At 72.3% G+C, this 17,604-nt stretch carries 19 protein-coding genes; 13 read left to right on the top strand and 6 right to left on the bottom strand.

Translation table 11 applies throughout. The features are described from left to right. The first annotated feature begins 50 nt into the window (after positions 1 to 50). On the top strand, positions 51 to 896 hold the full coding sequence (locus ACNF49_RS07535) for an N-acetylmuramoyl-L-alanine amidase (protein WP_482943225.1): 846 nt from the start codon (positions 51 to 53) through the stop codon (positions 894 to 896). Then, positions 893 to 2,485 carry a beta-N-acetylhexosaminidase gene (locus tag ACNF49_RS07530; protein ID WP_482943224.1) on the top strand — a complete coding sequence of 531 codons (1,593 nt, stop codon included), beginning with the start codon at positions 893 to 895 and terminating at the stop codon, positions 2,483 to 2,485. The genes ACNF49_RS07535 and ACNF49_RS07530 overlap by 4 nt, the downstream gene beginning before the upstream one ends. Positions 2,486 to 2,492: 7 nt before the next feature. On the opposite strand, the gene ACNF49_RS07525 is transcribed toward ACNF49_RS07530, so the two are convergent. From ACNF49_RS07525 to ACNF49_RS07515, 3 genes are read right to left on the bottom strand one after another with little or no spacing between them, the layout of a single operon-like run. Next, positions 2,493 to 3,053, bottom strand: coding sequence for a GNAT family N-acetyltransferase (locus ACNF49_RS07525; protein WP_357986909.1), 561 nt, complete (start codon positions 3,051 to 3,053; stop codon positions 2,493 to 2,495). 22 nt (positions 3,054 to 3,075) lie between these two features. Continuing rightward, on the bottom strand, positions 3,076 to 4,128 hold the full coding sequence (locus ACNF49_RS07520) for a quinone-dependent dihydroorotate dehydrogenase (RefSeq protein WP_358010453.1): 1,053 nt from the start codon (positions 4,126 to 4,128) through the stop codon (positions 3,076 to 3,078). 6 nt (positions 4,129 to 4,134) lie between these two features. Continuing rightward, positions 4,135 to 4,785 (bottom strand): response regulator, encoded by a 651-nt coding sequence (locus ACNF49_RS07515; RefSeq protein WP_482943223.1) that lies wholly within the window; start codon positions 4,783 to 4,785, stop codon positions 4,135 to 4,137. A gap of 18 nt (positions 4,786 to 4,803) precedes the next feature. On the opposite strand from ACNF49_RS07515, the gene ACNF49_RS07510 reads away from it, so the two are divergent. Then, entirely contained in the window at positions 4,804 to 5,178 is a 375-nt protein-coding gene (locus ACNF49_RS07510) for a tautomerase family protein (RefSeq protein WP_482943222.1), read from the top strand. 39 nt (positions 5,179 to 5,217) lie between these two features. Continuing rightward, the gene (gene lpdA / locus ACNF49_RS07505; RefSeq protein WP_357708034.1) at positions 5,218 to 6,597 is read left to right on the top strand and encodes a dihydrolipoyl dehydrogenase; all 1,380 of its coding nucleotides are present in this window, start codon (positions 5,218 to 5,220) and stop codon (positions 6,595 to 6,597) included. A 56-nt stretch (positions 6,598 to 6,653) separates the two neighbouring features. On the opposite strand, the gene ACNF49_RS07500 is transcribed toward lpdA, so the two are convergent. After that, the gene (locus ACNF49_RS07500) at positions 6,654 to 7,118 is read right to left on the bottom strand and encodes an anthrone oxygenase family protein (RefSeq protein ID WP_482943221.1); all 465 of its coding nucleotides are present in this window, start codon (positions 7,116 to 7,118) and stop codon (positions 6,654 to 6,656) included. 116 nt (positions 7,119 to 7,234) lie between these two features. On the opposite strand from ACNF49_RS07500, the gene ACNF49_RS07495 reads away from it, so the two are divergent. Next, entirely contained in the window at positions 7,235 to 7,723 is a 489-nt protein-coding gene (locus ACNF49_RS07495) for a hypothetical protein (protein WP_357986921.1), read from the top strand. Here the strand turns inward: ACNF49_RS07495 and ACNF49_RS07490 are convergent, their stop codons facing one another. Then, on the bottom strand, positions 7,724 to 8,542 hold the full coding sequence (locus tag ACNF49_RS07490) for a nucleotidyltransferase domain-containing protein (RefSeq protein WP_482943220.1): 819 nt from the start codon (positions 8,540 to 8,542) through the stop codon (positions 7,724 to 7,726). 151 nt (positions 8,543 to 8,693) lie between these two features. On the opposite strand from ACNF49_RS07490, the gene ACNF49_RS07485 reads away from it, so the two are divergent. From ACNF49_RS07485 to ACNF49_RS07450, 8 genes are all read left to right on the top strand, one after another. After that, a complete protein-coding gene (locus tag ACNF49_RS07485) occupies positions 8,694 to 9,452 on the top strand; it encodes a hypothetical protein (RefSeq protein ID WP_482943219.1) in 759 nt (252 codons plus the stop codon). Between the two features lie 78 nt (positions 9,453 to 9,530). Then, positions 9,531 to 9,998 (top strand): hypothetical protein, encoded by a 468-nt coding sequence (locus ACNF49_RS07480; protein WP_357986930.1) that lies wholly within the window; start codon positions 9,531 to 9,533, stop codon positions 9,996 to 9,998. Positions 9,999 to 10,073: 75 nt separating this feature from the next. Next, entirely contained in the window at positions 10,074 to 10,790 is a 717-nt protein-coding gene (locus ACNF49_RS07475) for an ABC transporter ATP-binding protein (protein ID WP_482943218.1), read from the top strand. Beyond that, positions 10,787 to 11,512 (top strand): ABC transporter permease, encoded by a 726-nt coding sequence (locus tag ACNF49_RS07470; protein ID WP_482943217.1) that lies wholly within the window; start codon positions 10,787 to 10,789, stop codon positions 11,510 to 11,512. Before ACNF49_RS07475 ends, ACNF49_RS07470 begins: the two co-directional genes overlap by 4 nt. Then, positions 11,509 to 12,699, top strand: a complete 1,191-nt coding sequence (locus ACNF49_RS07465) for a sensor histidine kinase (protein ID WP_482943216.1) — start codon at positions 11,509 to 11,511, stop codon at positions 12,697 to 12,699. Before ACNF49_RS07470 ends, ACNF49_RS07465 begins: the two co-directional genes overlap by 4 nt. A 3-nt stretch (positions 12,700 to 12,702) precedes the next feature. Then, positions 12,703 to 13,137, top strand: coding sequence for a response regulator (locus tag ACNF49_RS07460; RefSeq protein ID WP_482943215.1), 435 nt, complete (start codon positions 12,703 to 12,705; stop codon positions 13,135 to 13,137). A 17-nt stretch (positions 13,138 to 13,154) separates the two neighbouring features. Beyond that, positions 13,155 to 13,328, top strand: a complete 174-nt coding sequence (locus ACNF49_RS07455) for a response regulator transcription factor (protein ID WP_482943214.1) — start codon at positions 13,155 to 13,157, stop codon at positions 13,326 to 13,328. 124 nt (positions 13,329 to 13,452) lie between these two features. After that, positions 13,453 to 15,495 (top strand): cellulose binding domain-containing protein, encoded by a 2,043-nt coding sequence (locus tag ACNF49_RS07450; RefSeq protein ID WP_482943213.1) that lies wholly within the window; start codon positions 13,453 to 13,455, stop codon positions 15,493 to 15,495. A 130-nt stretch (positions 15,496 to 15,625) separates the two neighbouring features. Here ACNF49_RS07450 and ACNF49_RS07445 read toward each other — a convergent pair whose 3' ends face one another. Next, positions 15,626 to 17,560, bottom strand: a complete 1,935-nt coding sequence (locus ACNF49_RS07445; RefSeq protein ID WP_482943212.1) for a serine/threonine-protein kinase — start codon at positions 17,558 to 17,560, stop codon at positions 15,626 to 15,628. Between the last annotated feature and the right edge of the window lie 44 nt (positions 17,561 to 17,604).

Here is a 17,604-nt window from a genome sequence, read left to right as displayed (position 1 = left end):
ATTGCTGTTGATACGGGCCTGATCGCGTGGCTTCACGTAAGTTGGAGCTCATGCGTGCTCTACCAGCCACCGTCCTCGCCGTCTGCGGCCTGATCGCCTCCGCGTGCGGCGGCACCGAGCCTGGTGGCGCCGCGGCAGGTCAGGCCCACTCCACCGCGCAGGGGCCCGACAAGGCGTCCGTCCAGGACGGGCCGACGGAGACGGCCACGGCGCAGCAGGCGCCGCCCGGCGCCAAACCCCTCGCCGGCAAGGTCATCGTCATCGACCCCGGGCACAACGGCGGCAACTACCGCAACCCGAAGGCCATCAACCGCAAGGTCAACGTGCTGACGCAGTGGAAGGCCTGCGACACGACCGGCACCGCCACCAACAACGGCTACAGCGAGGCCGCCTTCACCTGGGACGTCTCCAACCGCATGGCCAAGATCCTCAAAGGCCGCGGCGCCACCGTCAAGCTGACCAGGTCCGACAACGAGAGCGTCGGGCCGTGCATCACCCAGCGGGCCGCGATCGGCAACAAGGCGAGGGCCGACGCCGCGATCTCGGTGCACGCCGACGGCGCCGCCCCGGCGGGCCACGGGTTCCACGTGATCATCCCGAAGAAGATCAACGGCCCGGTGGACAAGGTCGTGGCGCCCTCCACCGAGCTGGGGCTGGCCGTACGCGACGCCTTCGCCAAGGGCACGGGCCTGCCCTACTCCACCTACGTCGGCAGCAAGGCGCTCAGCTTCCGCAACGACCTCGGCGGCCTCAACCTCTCGACGGTGCCGAAGATCTTCGTCGAGTGCGGCAACATGCGCAACGCGGCCGACGCGGCCAAGTTCCAGGATCCGAAGTTCAGGCAGCGGATCGCCTTGGCACTCGCGAACGGGATGCAGCACTATCTCGAAGCATGATTCCTCGCCCAGAGCTGCTCAGTGATCTTTCCGGCTCCTTCGAGCTGACCTCGGGCGCGACCGTCGCCGGTCCGTACGCGGACGCGGTACGTCGCGCGCTGCCCCTTCTCGACCTGCGCCCGGGAGACTCGGGCGAGATCGAGGTACGCCAGGATCCCGCGCTCGGCGAGGAGGCCTACCGGCTGACCACCGGGTCGCGTGGGGTCGAGATCGTCGCCGGCGGGGCGGCGGGCGCGTTCTACGCCGCGCAGTCGTTGCACCAGTTGCTGCCGGAAGCCTCCTACCGGTTCGCCGCCGGCGCGTCGTGGCCCGTGCCCGGGGTGCGCATCGAGGACGCGCCGCGGTTCGCCTGGCGGGGGCTGCACCTCGACGTGGCCCGGCATTTCTCCCCCAAGCGGGAGGTGCTCCGGCTGATCGACCTGATGGCCGTGCACAAGCTGAACCGGCTGCACCTCCACTTGGTCGACGACCAGGGCTGGCGGGTGGAGAGCCGGGCGTACCCGCTGCTCCACGAGGTGTCCTCGCACCGGCCGCGCACGGCCACCAACTACTACCGCGAGCCGGAGGCGTACGACGACATCCCGCACGGCGGCTACTACACGCTGGAGGACCTGGCCGAGATCGGCGCGTACGCGCGGTCCAGGTTCGTCACGGTGGTGCCCGAGATCGACGTGCCGGGGCACGCCTCGGCGATCCTGGCCGCCTACCCGGCGCTCGGCGCCACCGGCGAGCCCTACGACGTGCTCGACCGGTGGGGCATCTCGCCGGCGATCCTGTCGCCGCTGCCGCCGACCGTCGAGTTCCTGATCACGATCTTCGACGAGATCATCGGCGCGCTGGGCGAGGTGCCCTTCTTCCACATCGGCGGCGACGAGGTCGTGCTCGACCACTGGGCGCAGTCGGCGCAGATCACCGCCTACCGCGAGTCGCTGGGGCTGTCCACGGTGCCCGACCTGCAGGCGTGGTTCCTGCGCGAGCTGGCCGACGCCCTCGCCGAGCGCGGCGCGCGGGCCGTGGTGTGGGACGAGGCGTTCGTCAGCGGCGGGCTGCGCCAGGACACCGTGGTCATGCCGTGGCGTGGCATGGGCGTCGGGCGGCGCGCCGCCGCGGCGGGCCACGACGTGGTCGCCACTCCGGTGTTCCCGCTCTACTTCGACTACGCCGAGGCGGCCTCCGCCGACGAGCCGATGGCCATCGGCGACACCACCACGGTGGCCGACGTGGCCGCGTTCGACCCGGCCCCCGCCGACTGGACGGACGAGGAGCGGGCGCGCGTCATGGGCGTGCAGGCCCAGCTCTGGACCGAGCGCGTGCCCGACCCCCGGACCGTCGACTACCGGCTCTGGCCGCGGTCGTGTGCGCTGGCGGAGGTGGCCTGGGCCGGTTCGGGCGGCGAGGGGTTCGCCGGGCGGCTGGAGGAGCACCTGCGGCGGCTCGACGCGATCGGCGTGGAGTACCGGCCGACGGCGGGCCCGCACCCGTGGCAGCGGCGGCGTCCGCACCGGCCGAGCGGCGTGCGGGTGAACGAGGTGATGGAGCGCATCGACGCCATGACGCACGACGCGGAGTCGACCAGGCCGAGCGTCTGACCGGCGGTCACATGGGCGCGGGGCGGTCGTTGAGTATGCGCTGGAACAGCACGTGGTCCTGCCACTCGCCGTCGATGCTGACGGCGCGGGGGGCCATGCCGTACCGCTCGAAACCGGCCTTGCGCAGGACCGCCTGTGAGGCCTTGTTGTGCAGGAGCGTGCCGGCCTCCACCCGGTGCAGGCTCAGGTCCTCGTCGGCGGCCCGGCACGCCGCCAGCACCGCCTTGGTGGCCAGCCCCCGCCCGTTGTACGCGGCGTCCACCCAGTAGCCCAGTGACGCGCTCTGGGCGGCGCCCCGGATGATGCTGTTCAGGTTCATCCTGCCCACGACGCGGTCGCCGTCCGTGAGCACCCACGGCATCACGAAGCCGGCCGCACGGTCCTCGGCCAGTCGTTCGAGGCGTGCGGCCTGGCCCGCGGGGGTGAAGAAGTCGGCCGGTCTGCGGGGCTCCCAGGGGCGCAGGAAGTCGCGGTTGCGGCGGTAGGCGTCGGCCAGCGCCTGTGCGTCGGACCTGGCGACGGCGCGCATGACGACGTCGTCGGTGAGCTTCACCTCGGCATTGATCACGATTCCACGATAGGGGGGAGCCCTAGGCGGTGCGGCCGATCGCCTCGGTGACGGAGGACAGGCCGTGGCGGCGCACCCGGCGGGCGAGCTGCCGGTGGATGCGGGCGGCCCACAGCGGTCCGCCGTAGATCCAGCCGGTGTACCCCTGGACCAGGGTGGCCCCCGCCAGCAGGCGCTCCCAGACGTCGTCGACGTCCTCGACGCCGCCCACGGAGACCAGCGTGAGGCGGTCGCCGACCTTGGCGCGCAGCCGGCGCAGCACCTCCAGCGAACGGCCCTTGAGCGGACGCCCGGACAGGCCGCCGGTCTCGCCGCCGTGCCTGATGGTGGTGTTGGTCGCGATGATGCCGTCGAGGCCCAGCTCCACGGCCAGGTCGGCGACCGCGTCGACGTCTTCGTCGGCCAGGTCGGGGGCGATCTTCACCAGCAGCGGCGTACGGCGCGGCGTCGCGTCGGCGACCTCCTTGACCGCGGTCAGCAGCGGGCGCAGCAGCTCGACCGCCTGGAGGTTGCGCAGGCCGGGCGTGTTGGGCGAGCTGACGTTGACCACCAGGTAGTCGGCCAGCGGGGCCAGCTCCCTGGCGCCGGCCACGTAGTCGGCCACCGCCTCGGACTCCGGCACCACCTTGGTCTTGCCGATGTTCACCCCGACCACGACCGGCACCCCGCGCGTACGGCGCAGCCGCCGGGCGGCGGCGCGGGCCCCGGAGTTGTTGAAGCCCATCCGGTTGATCACCGCCCGCTGCCCCACCAGCCGGAACAGGCGCGGTCGCGGGTTGCCGGGCTGGGCGTGCGCGGTGATGGTGCCGACCTCGACGTGGCCGAAGCCGAGCGCGGCGATCGCCTCGGCGCAGGCCGCGTCCTTGTCGAACCCGGCGGCCAGCCCGAACGGGCCGGGGAAGTGCACGCCGAACGCGGTCACCCGCAGGACCGGGTCGTGCGGGGCGAACGCTCGGTGGAGCAGCCGCTTGAGCAGGGGCAGCCGGGCGAGCACGGCCAGGCCCGTAACGGTGAGACGGTGCACGGCCTCGGCGTCGAAACGCCGCAAGACCTGCGTGAACACGAGGCGATACATCACGGGTCAGGCTACCAATCCCGCCTCGTGGGCGATGATCGCGGCCTGGACGCGGTTGCGCACGTCGAGCCGGGTCAGGATCGTGCTCACGTACGCCTTCACCGTGCCCTCCACGATGTGCATCCGCCTGGCGATCTCCGCGTTCGACAGGCCCGCGCCGAGCAGGGCGAGGACCTCCCGCTCGCGGTCGGTGAGCACGCCGACGCGGTCACGGGCCTCGGCCTCGCGGGCCATCCGGCCGCCGGCGAGCTGGGCGATCACGCGCTGGGCCACCTTGGGCGACAGGTACGCCGCGCCGTCGGCGACCGCGTGGATCCCGGCGATCAGCTCGCGCGGGTCGCCGGACTTGAGCAGGAACCCGGCGGCCCCCACCTCCAGCGCCCTGGCGATGTAGTCGTCCTCGCCGAACGTGGTCAACATCACCACGGCCGTGGCGGGCGCGACGCGGCGCAGCTCGGCTGCGGCGGCCAGGCCGTCGAGGCGCGGCATGCGGATGTCGAGCAGCGCGACGTCGGGACGGTGGCCGATGGCCAGGTCGACGGCCTGTCTGCCGTCGCCGGCCTCGGCGACCACCTCCAGGGACGGGTCGGAGTCGAGGATCGCCTTGACCCCGGCCCGGATCATGGCCTCGTCGTCGGCAAGAAGTACGCGGATCACGCCCTCTATATTGCCGACATGGCACAGGTGAAGGTTTACGGGCGTCGTGACGTGTGGGGCGGACGGCAGCGGGAGATCTCCGATCTGCTGCAGTCATGCCTGGTGAGCGCGTGGGGCGTGCCCGAGGAGAAGCGGTTCCACCGGTTCCTGCTGCTGGACGCCGACGACTTCGTCTGCCCCGGGCGCAGCTCGAACTACCTGATCATCGAGGTCGTGTGCTTCACGGGACGCAGCGACGACGCCAAGCGCGCGCTGATCCGGTCGATCTATGAAAAGTCGGGATACGACCCTGAGGACGTGGAGATCACGATCATCGAGATGCCCAAGGTGAACTGGGGGATCCGGGGCGTTCCGGCCGACGAACTGACGCTGTCGTACAAGGTGGAGGTCTAGCGTCAAGGGTGGACTGGGGCGGGCGGTATGGTCCGAGTCATGAGCACTCACTATGACGTCGTCGTTCTCGGCGCGGGTCCGGGAGGATACACGGCCGCCGTCCGCGCCGCCCAGCTCGGGCTGCGTACCGCGGTCGTCGAGGAGAAGTACTGGGGTGGCGTCTGCCTGAACGTGGGCTGCATCCCGTCCAAGGCGCTGCTGCGCAACGCCGAGCTGGCCCACATCTTCCACAACGAGGCCAAGACGTTCGGCATCAGCGGCGAGGTGAGCTTCGACTACGGCGCGGCCTTCCAGCGCAGCCGCAAGGTGGCCGACGGCCGGGTCAAGGGCGTTCACTACCTGATGAAGAAGAACGCCATCACCGAGTACGACGGGCGCGGCACCTTCCTCGACGCCAACACCCTGCAGGTCAACGATGAGACGATCACGTTCGACCACTGCATCATCGCGGCCGGTGCCACCACCAGGCTGATCCCGGGCACGCAGTTGTCGGAGCGGGTGGTGACGTACGAGGAGCAGATCCTCACCGAGAACCTGCCGCGCAGCATCATCATCGCGGGCGCGGGCGCGATCGGCGTGGAGTTCGCGTACGTGCTGCACAACTACGGCGTCAAGGTGACGATCGTGGAGTTCCTCGACCGGGTCGTGCCGCTGGAGGACGAAGAGGTCTCCGCCGAGCTGGCCAAGCGCTACAAGCGGCTCGGCATCGAGGTGCTGACCTCGACCCGCGTCGACGGCATCGAGGACACCGGCGGCTCGGTCAAGGTCACCGTCACCCGCGACGGCCAGACCCAGGTGCTCGAGGCCGACAAGGTCATGCAGGCCATCGGCTTCCAGCCGCGCGTCGACGGCTACGGCCTGGAGAAGACCGGCGTGCAGCTCACCGAGCGCGGCGCGATCGCCGTCGACGGCCGCTGCCGCACGAACGTGCCCCACATCTTCGCCATCGGCGACGTCACCGCCAAGCTCATGCTGGCCCACGCCGCCGAGTCGATGGGCATCATCGCCGCCGAGACCATCGGCGACGCCGAGACCATGGAGCTCGACTACGTGATGATCCCGCGGGCCACGTACTGCCAGCCGCAGGTGGCAAGCTTCGGCTACACCGAGGCGCAGGCCCGCGACCTGGGCTACGACGTCAAGGTGGCCAAGTTCCCCTTCACGGCCAACGGCAAGGCCCACGGCCTGGGCGACACCGCCGGGTTCGTCAAGATCATCAGCGACAACACCCACGGCGAGCTGCTCGGCGCCCACCTGATCGGCCCCGAGGTCACCGAGCTGCTGCCCGAGCTCACGCTGGCCCAGCAGTGGGACCTGACCGTGCACGAGGTCGCGCGCAACGTGCACGCGCACCCCACGCTCGGCGAAGCGGTCAAGGAGGCGATCCACGGCCTCGCGGGCCACATGATCAACATGTGATCCCGTCGCGCGGATGCGCATCCCGGTGCTCGTCCATCGGGATGCATCCGGCCGGGTCAGACCCAGACGCACAGGGCGACGCCCAGCAGCGCCACGGCCAGCGCCGAGGCCCAGCCGCGCAGGGTGTTCCACCGGGTCCAGCGCGGCGCGTAAGCCCGCCAGGCCAGCTCGCCCGCCTCCAGGGCGTTGTTCATCGGCACGTTGATCGCGGCCGTGACGGCGATCGAGCCCAGGAAGTAGACGACGGCCGCCGCGAACGCGAGCGTCGCCGGCCCGCCGTCCCCGCCGATCAGCAGGAACACGCCGGCGAGCAGCGAGGCCACGGGCGCGAGCATGAACGTCGACAGGAACGCCGGGTTCAGGATCTTCTTGTTCATGCTGCGCATGGCGGCCGCCGCGCCCTCCTCCCCCACGGCGTCGAGGCCAGGCATGACCGAGGTGGAGAAGGCGAAGAACACGCCCGCCATCAGCCCGTTCAGGACGAGGGCGAGCACCGAGGAGACGACCGCGAGTACGCTCACGTCCCTATGATCCCTTAAGTCACAGTTGTCCGGAAACGACGGGCCATCCGCGATTCTCATTGAACGTTCATGTATTCCTGAGATGTCTCTGAGACCGGGGGCACAACGTGGGGCCCGTGCCTCCAACGAACGCGCAAACTCAGATCGGACGGCTCGGCGCCGTCACGGTACGCCTGGGGCTCTTCGGGCTGGTCGCGCTCGGCATCCTGGGCGCCGGCCTGGAGCTGGCCTTCGAACGCCACTGGCAGTCCTGGCAGCAGTTCGTCCCCTGGGTGGCGCTGCTGGCGCTCGGGGCCGCGCTCGTGCTGCTCGCCCTGGACGCCTCGCCCCTCACGCTCAAGGTCGTCCGCGGGATCGCGCTGGTGGTGCTGCTCGCCTCCGCCTACGGCGTGTACGCGCACATCTCGGCCAACCATGACATGGGCGCCTTCGACCCGCGCTACGCCGACACCTGGCAGACCCTCTCGCCCCTCACCCAATGGTGGTACGCGCTGACCAAGTCCGTCGGCCCGGCCCCGCCGCTCGCGCCCGGCATGCTCGCCCAGAGCGCGCTCCTCCTGCTGCTGACCACGCTGGCCCCCGCCAGGGCCAGGGAGAACGCCTGATCACACCCCGCAGGCGGTCCGCACCTCGGCGACGAGCCGTTCGGCGGCGGCCACCGTACGGGTGATCTCCTCCGGCGTGCCGCCGACGGAGGCGAGCAGCGCCCGGGCCCGCTCGCCGAACCCGGCGGGCGCGGAGGGCAGCCGGGCGGCGGCGGCGACCATGCCCTTCTCGTTGATCAGCCAGGCGCCGTCGGCCGCGTGCAGGGCGTGGCAGGCGACGCCGATCGCGCGGAACAGCGCGCCGGCGGCGTACGCCGGGTCCTGTCCGGCGGCGCCGTACCCGGCGGTCGTCAGCGAGAAGCCGGCCTCCCACAGCCCCTGGACCAGCGCCTCGCGCAGCGCGGGCGGGTACGCGGCCGTCTCGGCGCGCAGGGCCGCCAGCTCGCCGGACGGGTCGGCCAGCACCTTGCACAGCGCGACCTCGCCCGCGTAGGCGTGGGAGTAGAAGCCCAGCGGGTGGCCCGGCTGGAAGCCGATCTCGTACCGTCCGGCGCGGCAGTCGTCCCAGACGCGGCGCACCCGGTCGAGGTCGCGGTAGATCCAGTCGACCCGCCACCCCTCGACGGTGAGCCAGCCGCCGCCGTCGACCCACGGGCCCCAGCCGCCGGGCTCGGTCACCTCGGTCGGCTCGCCGGTCGTCTCCAGGGCGAGGGCGCGCAGGTCGCCGACGGCGAGCGGCCCCCGGTAGTACAGACCCAGATCGATGTCGGAGTCGGGCCGGTGCGTGCCGCGCGCCCGGCTCCCGCCCAGCGCGACCGCCACCACGCCGGGCACCTCGGCCAGGTTCGCCGCGATCTCCCGCAGCCGTTCGTCACGCATGCCAGTCCGCCATCCGTCCAACCTACCGAAGGCCCAAATCGCATATTTCCGAACCACTCCGGCATTTCCCGCGTCACACTCATGCACAGCCCGGTGTGTGATCCACGAGACTGGAGAGACCGAAGTGGCGTCAGGTCGCAAACTCGTAGCCATGGCCGTGATGACGGCCGCCGCGCTCACCACGGGAGGGGCCGTGGCCCGGGGCGAGGCCCGCCCGGCCGCCGCCACGGTCCAGGAGCCGGCACCCGTGACCACCACCGCCCTGACCACCACCACCCCCGCCGCCGCCGCCGAGCCCACCTGCATGCGGGTCAAGGGCGCCGAGGTGTGCGTGGGCCCGGACGGCAGCGACCGGCCGGGCATCTGGGTCGAGGACACCCGCAACGACAAGCTGCACGCCGCCGTCGAGTACCACCTGAACGAGTACCTGGGCACCAAGTACGTCATCCACAACCTGGGCGGCAAGGGCGAGATCCGGGGCAACCGCGAGATCGGCAAGACGGTGACGTTCCGGGCCGCCGTGTACGAGGGCAACCACCGCGTCAAGGTGGGCCGCTGGAAGACCGTCCGCAACCTCACCAAATACCCGGTCAAGCGCGACACCGGCGTCACCCCGGCCGCCGCGCGGGGCCGTTCGGAGCTGTGCTCGTTCACCAAGGGCGGGGCGAGCGTGTGCTTCCACGAGCGCGACACCTACGTCTTCGCCTGCGACACCAGGGCCGACGAGTACCAGGCGCGCGCCGAGTACTTCGTGGCCGGCGACCCGACCGCCCGGTACGAGATCCACCAGCTCGCCGGCCTCAACACCTGCGGCAAGGCCGAGCACGGCGACCAGTCGATCAGCATGTTCCGCGCGTCGGTCTACAACGGCTCGCACCGGGTCGCGACGCGGCAGTACAAATACAACTAGCTTGCAAGCGGCCCCGCAAGCCGGTTGAAATCGGGCCAATGCACTGTGTGGTCATCCCAGAGAGGAAGGAACCCCTCGATGACCGCCTCCCGTACCGCCGCCGTCCTGACCGGTGTCGCCGCCGCAGCCCTGGTCGCGCTCGCCTCCTCCCCCGCCCAGGCCGCCTCGGCCGCTCCGTGGGGTCCCTACTACGCCCCTGGGCACGCCGCCAAGGCGACCGGCTCGCTGAGCGCGACCGGCGAGGACCACGCCGACCTGCCGACCGCCGACGTGGTGCGGATCTCCGGCAAGCTGACCGACCGCACCCGCAAGGACTCCTCCTGCGGCTGGGCGGTGTTCCGCATCACCTACCGCGACGGGAGCAACCTGCCCAACAAGGAGCGCAGCATCCGTAACTGCTCCGCCAGCTCCGCCAAGCGGTTCTCCTTCGAGTACCACGACGTCTACCAGGTCGAACTGAAGGTCTGCGCCGAGGGCAAGGGCTCCAAGCCGTCCCTGAACTGCCTGTACGCCGGCACCTGGAAGACCCTCTACCTGTCGAAGTGACGGCTCCCGGCGGCGTCCCGCCCATCCACCGATCGGTGGATGGGCGGGACGCCGCTCCCGCGTGATGCTCGGATCATGACAGTCATCGAGATCGACGACCTGCGCAAGAGCTACCGGCACACCCGGGCCCTCGACGGCCTCTCCCTGACCGTGGAACGCGGCGAGATCTTCGGGCTCGCCGGGCCCAACGGCGCCGGGAAGACGACGGTCGTGGAGTGCGTGTCCGGGCTGCGGCGTCCCGACGGCGGCAGCGTACGCGTGCTGGGCCTCGACCCGCAGAGCGACCGGCGCGCGCTGCTCCAGCGCGTGGGCGCCCAGTTGCAGGAGGCCGCACTCCCCGACGGCATCAAGGTCGGCGAGGCCCTGCGGCTCTACGCCTCCCTGTACGACCGCCCGGCCGACTGGCGGGCCATCATGGACGAATGGGGCCTCACCGACAGGAAGGACGCCCGCTTCGGCGGCCTGTCCGGCGGCTGGAAGCAGCGCCTGTTCATCGCGCTGGCCCTGGTCGGCGACCCCGAGGTGGTCCTGCTCGACGAGCTGACCACCGGCCTCGACCCCGACGCCCGCCGCACCACCTGGGGGCTGATCCGGGCCATGCGCGACCGCGGGATCACCGTCGTCCTGGTCACCCACTTCATGGACGAGGCCGAGGCGCTGTGCGACCGGATCGCCGTCGTCGACCAAGGCCGGGTCGTGGCCGAGGGCAGCCCGCCCGAGCTGATCGGCCGGGCGCGGGCCGCCTCCCTGGAGGACGCCTACTTCACGCTGACCGGGAGGGCCGAGGCATGAAGGGCTTCACGAGGGTCGTCGCCGTCGAGCTCAGGCTGGGGTTGCGCGATCCGATGTCGGCGTACTTCGCGCTGGGCTTCCCACTGGTGATGCTCTGGGTCAAGCTGCGCGGCGGCGACCGGCCGCTGCCCGGCGGCGAACGGCTGGTCGACGCCACCGTGCCGATGCTGATCGTCTTCGTCGTGGGGCTGGCCGCGCTGGTCGTCCTGCCGGCCACGCTGGCCCAGTACCGGGAGCGCCGGGTGCTCAAGCGGCTGCGGGCCACGCCCGCCACGCCGTTCATGCTGTGCGGCGCCCAGTGGGCCGCGCACATGCTGCTGGCGGTGCTCGGCAGCGTGCTGCTGGTCGTCCTGGGCGTGGCCGGCTACGGGCTGAGCGCGCCCGCGAGCCTGCCCGGCGTGCTGCTGGCCTGGCTGCTCGGCGCGCTCAGCCTCGGCGCCGTCGGGCTGCTCCCGGGCGCGCTGGCCCCCAGCGGACGGGCGGCGACGGTGATCGGGCTCGCCCTGTTCTTCCCGATGGTGTTCCTGTCCGGCGCGGTGATCCCGCGCGAGACCATGTCGGGGTCGATGCGGGCGATCGGGGACCTGACGCCCATGGCGCCCGCCGTCCAGGCGATCCGCGACGGCTGGTCGGCCGGTGCGCTGCCGCCGCTCGCCCTCGGGATCATGGTGGCGGTCGGCGCCGTCGCGGGCGGCCTCGCGGTGAGGGCCCTGCGGTGGTGAGCCGGTGGGAGCGGGCCATCTCGGCCCTGCCGTACCTGCTGGTGCTGCTTCCCGCGCTGTTCTCGCTGCTGCGGGTGTGGCGGGTCGAGGTGCTGGCGCTGGCGCTGTTCGCGGCGGCCTGGCACTGGTTCGTGGTGGCCTTCCGGCCCGGCTGGACCGCGCGGGCGTGGGTGGTGGCCGGGTACTTCGTGGTGCTGCTGGCGGTGGTCGCGGCGCTGGTGCGGATGGACACGGTCTTCACCGTGACCGGGGTGGGGGTGTTCGTCCAGTGCTTCGCGCTGCTGCCGGGGTCGTGGGCGTACGCCGGGGTCGCAGTGACGGTCGGGACGCTGGTCGCCGCCCGTCCGCCGGCCGGTCGCGCTCCGGTCGAGCTGCTGGCCTCCTTCGTGGTCGGGGTGCTGGTCGCGTCCATGACCGGGCTGGTCTTCCAGACCATCTCCGAGCAGAACGCGCAGCTCAAGGAGAAGAGCGCCAGGCTGGCCGCGCTCGCCGAGGAGAACGCCGACCTCCAGGCCCGGCTCCTGGTCCAGGCCCGCGAGGCGGGCGTGCTGGGCGAGCGGCAACGGCTGGCCAGGGAGATCCACGACACCGTGGCCCAGGGGCTGACCGGCATCCTCACCCAGCTGGAGGCCGCCGACGAGGCCGCCGGAGCGACGCCCGCGGTGCGCGCGCGGCTGGCGACCGTACGGGAGCTGGCCAGGGAGAGCCTGACCGAGGCCCGCCGCTCGGTCCAGGCGCTGCGCCCGGCGCCGCTGGCGACGGCGGCGCAGCTCGGGACCGCCCTGTCGGAGGTGGCGGCGGCCTGGTCGCGGGCCTGCGAGGTGTCGGCCACGGTGTCGGTCACGGGCGACGCCCGGCCGCTGCACACCGAGGTCGAGAGCACGTTGCTGCGGGTGGCCCAGGAGGCGCTGGCCAACGTGGGCAAGCACGCGCGGGCCTCCCGGGTGGGGATCACGCTGTCCTACATGGAGGACGTGGTGGCGCTCGACGTCCGCGACGACGGGTCCGGCTTCGCCCCGGGGCCGGGCGGCGGCTCGGGCGGCGGCTCGGGCGGCGGCTTCGGGCTGGTGGCGATGCGGCAGCGGGTCACCCGCCTGGCCGGCAGCCTCGCCGTCGAGAGCGCCCCTGGCCAGGGCACGGCGATCTCCGCTACCGTTCCGGCCATCCCCGCCGACCCGGGAACGTGAGCCATGCCGGTACGCCTGATCATCGTCGACGACCACCCCGTGGTCCGCGACGGGCTGCGCGGCATCTTCGAGACCGACGGCTTCGAGGTGGTCGGCGAGGCGGCCGACGGCGCCGAGGCGCTCGCGGTGGCCCTGCGCACCGCCCCCGACGTCGTGCTCCTCGACCTGCGCATGCCGGGGCCGAGCGGCGCCGAGCTCATCCGCCTGCTGCGCGAGCAGTGCCCCGGCACGCACGTGCTCGTGCTGACCACCTTCGGCGACGACGCCGACGTGGTGCCCGCGATCGAGCAGGGCGCCACCGGCTACCTGCTCAAGGACACGCCGCGCGCCGAGCTGCGCCGGGCCGTGCTGGCCGCGGCCCGCGGCGAGAGCGTGCTGTCGCCGGCCGTGGCCGGGGTGCTGACGCGGCACGCGCACCCCCGGAGCGGCGCGAGCTGAGCCCGCGAGAGCTCGAAGTGCTCGGCCTCATCGCCCGCGGCGCGACCAACCGCGAGGTGGCCAGGAAGTTGTTCGTCACCGAGGCCACCGTGAAGACCCACCTGCTGCACGTCTTCGCCAAGCTGGAGGTCAACGACCGGGCGGCGGCCGTCGCGGCGGCGTACGACAGGGGCCTGCTCAAGCCCGCCTGACCGGCCGGGGCCGTGAAAGTTTCAGCGCCGATTGACGGGCCGGACCCCACGTCGCATGATCATGCTTGCCTCCTGGTCAGGAGGGGGCGTCGAGCCATACCGCTACCCACGGCGAGGTACCCCGATGCCTGGCAAGATCCTGCCCAGGGCCGCGACAGCGGCCCTCCTGACCCTCACCGCGCTGATCGCTCCCCCGGCGCGCGCCGACGACGCCACCCCCGTCACGGTGACCGTCAACGCCCGCGCCGCCCTGGCCACCGCCCCCGAGACCGGCATCGGTTCCAACCATGCGATCTGGGACGCGAACCTCGGCACCGACCAGACCGCCGACCTCCTCAAGGACGCCGGCGTCAAGCTGCTGCGCTACCCCGGCGGCTCCTACTCCGACATCTACCACTGGGCCGACCACACCGCCCCCGGCGGGTACGTCGCCCCGAACACCGACTTCGACACCTTCATGCGCGGCGTACGGCGTACCGGCGCGCAGGCCATGGTGACCGCCAACTACGGCACCGGCACCGCCGAGGAGGCCGCCGCCTGGGTCCGGCACGCCAACGTCACCAAGGGCTACGGCGTCAAGTACTGGGAGATCGGCAACGAGAACTACGGCAACGGCCACTACGGCAGCGCCTGGGAGGCCGACGACCACGCCGACAAGAGCCCGGCCGAGTACGCCCGTCACGTCGTCGCCTACGCCGACGCCATGAAGGCGGCCGACCCGACGATCAAGGTCGGCGCGGTGCTGACCACCCCCGCCAACTGGCCCGACGCCATCACGGCCGAAGGCGACGACGGGAGCTGGAACAAGGTCGTCCTGTCCCTCGCCGGACCGAAGATCGACTTCGTGATCCTCCACTGGTACCCCGGCGCCCTGGACAGGGCCGGTCAGGTGCCCGACATGATCCGGCTCACCCGGCAGCAGCTCGCCGCGTACGCCGGGCCCGGCTCGGACCGGATCGGCATCGCGATGACCGAGTTCAACACCGGCTCCAGCAGCAACGGCACGAACACCCAGCCCGGCGCCCTGGCCGCCGCCGACGCCTACGCGAGCCTGCTGGCGAACGGCGTGTTCACCGTCGACTGGTGGAACGTGCACAACGGCATCGGCAACGTCACCGAGGTCGAGGGGCACACCGACTACGGCGACTTCGGGCTGCTGTCCAGCGGGGTCTGCAACTCCTCCGGGGTCTGCGAACCGCCGCTGAACACGCCGTTCGCGCCCTACCACGCGTTGCGGATGGTCAGCGTGTTCGCCCGGGCCGGTGACCAGTTCATCAGGGCGGCGACCGAACAGCCGAAGGTCAGCGCGCACGCCGTCCGGCGGCCGGACGGCGACCTGGCGGTCATGCTGATCAACACCTCGCCGGACACGTCCTACCCGGTCGCCGTGGACTACGCGGGCTTCACGCCGGCCGCGGGCGCGCCCACCGTACTGACGCACGTCAACGGCGCGACCGCCATCACCACCTCGACCACCGGCACCGCCACCAGCCAGACGCTGCCCCCGCTCTCCCTGACCACCGTCGTCGTGCGTCCCGCCGCGCCCGCGACCGGCCTCCCCGGCGCGCCCGGCCGCCCGACGGCCTCGAACGTCACCGACCGGGCCGCCGCCGTCTCCTGGCCCGCCGCCGCCCCCGGCGCCCGCCCGATCGTCAAGTACGAGCTCCACCGCCAGAACGGCGCCGTCAGCGAGCAGCTCGGCGAGACCGCCGGCACCTCCTACACGGTGGGCAACCTCAAGCCCGGCACCACCTACACGGTCAACGTGATCGCCCGCGACAGCGGCGGCGGCGTCTCCTGGGCCTCACCGCCCCTGACCTTCACCACCGGCACCCCGGCGACCAGCTCCTGCGCCGTCCGATTCACCGACCAGACCGACTGGGCCAGCGGCTACGTCGGCGCCGTCGAGATCACCAACAACGGCGCCCCGGTCAACGGCTGGACCCTGAGCTTCAGCTGGCCAAGGCCCTGGCAGAGCCTCGGCAGCGGCTGGAGCGCCACCTGGACCCAGACGGGCTCGACCGTCAAGGCCGTCAGCGAGCCCGGCAACGCCTCCCTGGCCACGGGCGCCTCGACCACGATCGGGTTCGTCGGCAACTACGCCGGCCCGAACCTCCTGCCCACCGTCTTCACCCTCAACGGAACCGTCTGCACCACCAGACAGTGACCCGGCTCCCCGCACCCCGGCCCTGGACCACGGACTCGTGAGCCGGGGCGGGTGCGCGGCGAAGGCTCTTCAGGCCCGGCCCGGCCGTCACCACAACCTCAGGGACTCTCGGGGCCGTCCGGTCTGGCCGTCACCACAACATCCAGGGGCTCTCGGCGCCGCCGCCGAACGCCGCCGTGCCCGTCCGCCGCCACCGCTGCCGCACGTCGTGCTTGGCCCGGATGGCCGGCGCCGTGGTGGTGAACGGCCCGCAGGTGGCGACCTCGCCGTCGTTCCGCGGGGACACCCCGGAGCAGGTGAAGGGCTGGGAGACGTTGCGGTCCGCGTCGGTGTTGTAGAGCTGGACGTGCACGTCCGAGCGGACAGAGCTCGCCCCTCGGATGCGTCCCATCAGGTAGAAGACGTCGCCCACCATGGCCATGCAGGGCGACATCTCCACGCCGCTGCCCGCGGAGATCCACGAGCGGCATTTCCAGTCCGGCTGGGAGCTGCGCGGCGGGGCGCCGTCACCGTCGGTCTCGGGGTCCACGGTGTGCGGGGCCTCCGTCTTCCGGTCGGCCGACGTCCGGCGGGGGTCGGCGGTACGGTTCGGCGTGGGGTCCGTCGTCGCGTTCGGCGTCCGTTCCGGGACGGCCGTGCCCGGCGTGCGGACCGACTCCTTCGGCGTCTTCTTCGCCGACGACTTGAGCGGTTCGTCCTCGGTGCCGGACGTCTCCTCGTCCGCCTCCGACGGGACAGGGGTCTGCTTCGCCGTCCCGGGGTCGACGGGTGTCGACGTGCCGACCGCATCGGGCGACCTGGACACCGAGAGCCCGGCCGCGTCGTTCACGGCCCCCGCACCCGGCGTCCGCCATGGGGCCATGACGGCCACCGCCGCCGCGGTCAGCGCCACCGCCGCCGTGGTGCTCGCGATGACGACCAGCCGCCGGCGGGACCGTCCGGACGGCTGCGCAACCGCCTTGCCCGCCTGGCCGGCGGCGGCCCGCCCCGAAGGCGGAACCGTACCGACTTGGGCGGCCGCGGCCCGCCCAGCGGACGGAACCGTGCCGTCCCCACCGGCGACGCCCGAGGCCGCCCCGGCCCCGGCGACCTCCCCAGAGGCCGCGCGCGGCGCAGGGTCCCGAACGGGCTCACCAGGCGGCCCGGCGGCGGCCGGCGAGGAACCCGGCGGCGGCCCCGGCAGCGGCTCGGACGTCGCGGACGGGGCGTCCGACCTGCCGACCCGCGGCAAGGCGACCAGCCTCGCCACCACCGGCGCCGCCTCCCGCAGCGCCACCGCCACCTGCCCGGCCGCCGGACGCCCCGCCGGATCCTTCGCCGTGCAGGCCGCGATCACCGACCACAGGGCGTCGGGCATCCCGGGCAACCGCCGCGGCATGGCCATCGCATGCTGCCGGAGCAGGGCCATCGGATGCTCGCCCACGAACGGCGGACGCCCCGCCAGCAGCTCGTAGAGGATCAGACCGGCCGCATAGACGTCCACCGCCGGCGTGGGTGCACCGCCGTCGGCCACCTCGGGCGACAGGTACGTGGGCGTGCCGATGATCGAGGTGGTCTGCGTCAGCCCCGGCCCGAGGACGATCCGGGCGACCCCGAAGTCCGTCAGCCGGACCTGCCCCGTGGGCCCGTCGATCAGGACGTTCCCCGGCTTGACGTCCCGGTGGACGACGCCCGTCGCGTGCGCCGCCGCCAGCGCCTCGGCGACCTGGGCCATCAGCTCGGCGGCCATGGCCGGCGGCAGCGTGCCGTGCTGCTGGAGCAGGCCGCGCAGATCCCCGCCCTCGACGAGGTCCATCACCAGCGCGAGCCGCTCCCCCTCGATGACGAAGTCGCGCATCGTGACGATGTGGGGATGGCGAAGGGTGCGCAACACATTGCGTTCCTGCACGAACCGCAGCACCAGGTCCTGGTCGCCGACGAGGTTGCTGCGCAACAGCTTGACCGCCACGATCTCGCCGGTCTCCCGGTGCCGTGCCCGCCAGACGGTCCCCATGGCCCCGGCGCCGATCTCGTCGAGCAGCACGTACCGGCTGCCCAGGAACGCCTCGGCCCCACCCTCGTCCATCGCCCGCCTTCCCCCCGAACAGTGGGGATCACAATAGTCAGGAT

It is taken from the genome of Actinomadura sp. ATCC 39365, assembly GCF_054392275.1.
The sequence above is the reverse complement of the archived record's forward strand: the minus strand, read 5'-3'. Positions and strand labels throughout refer to the sequence as shown.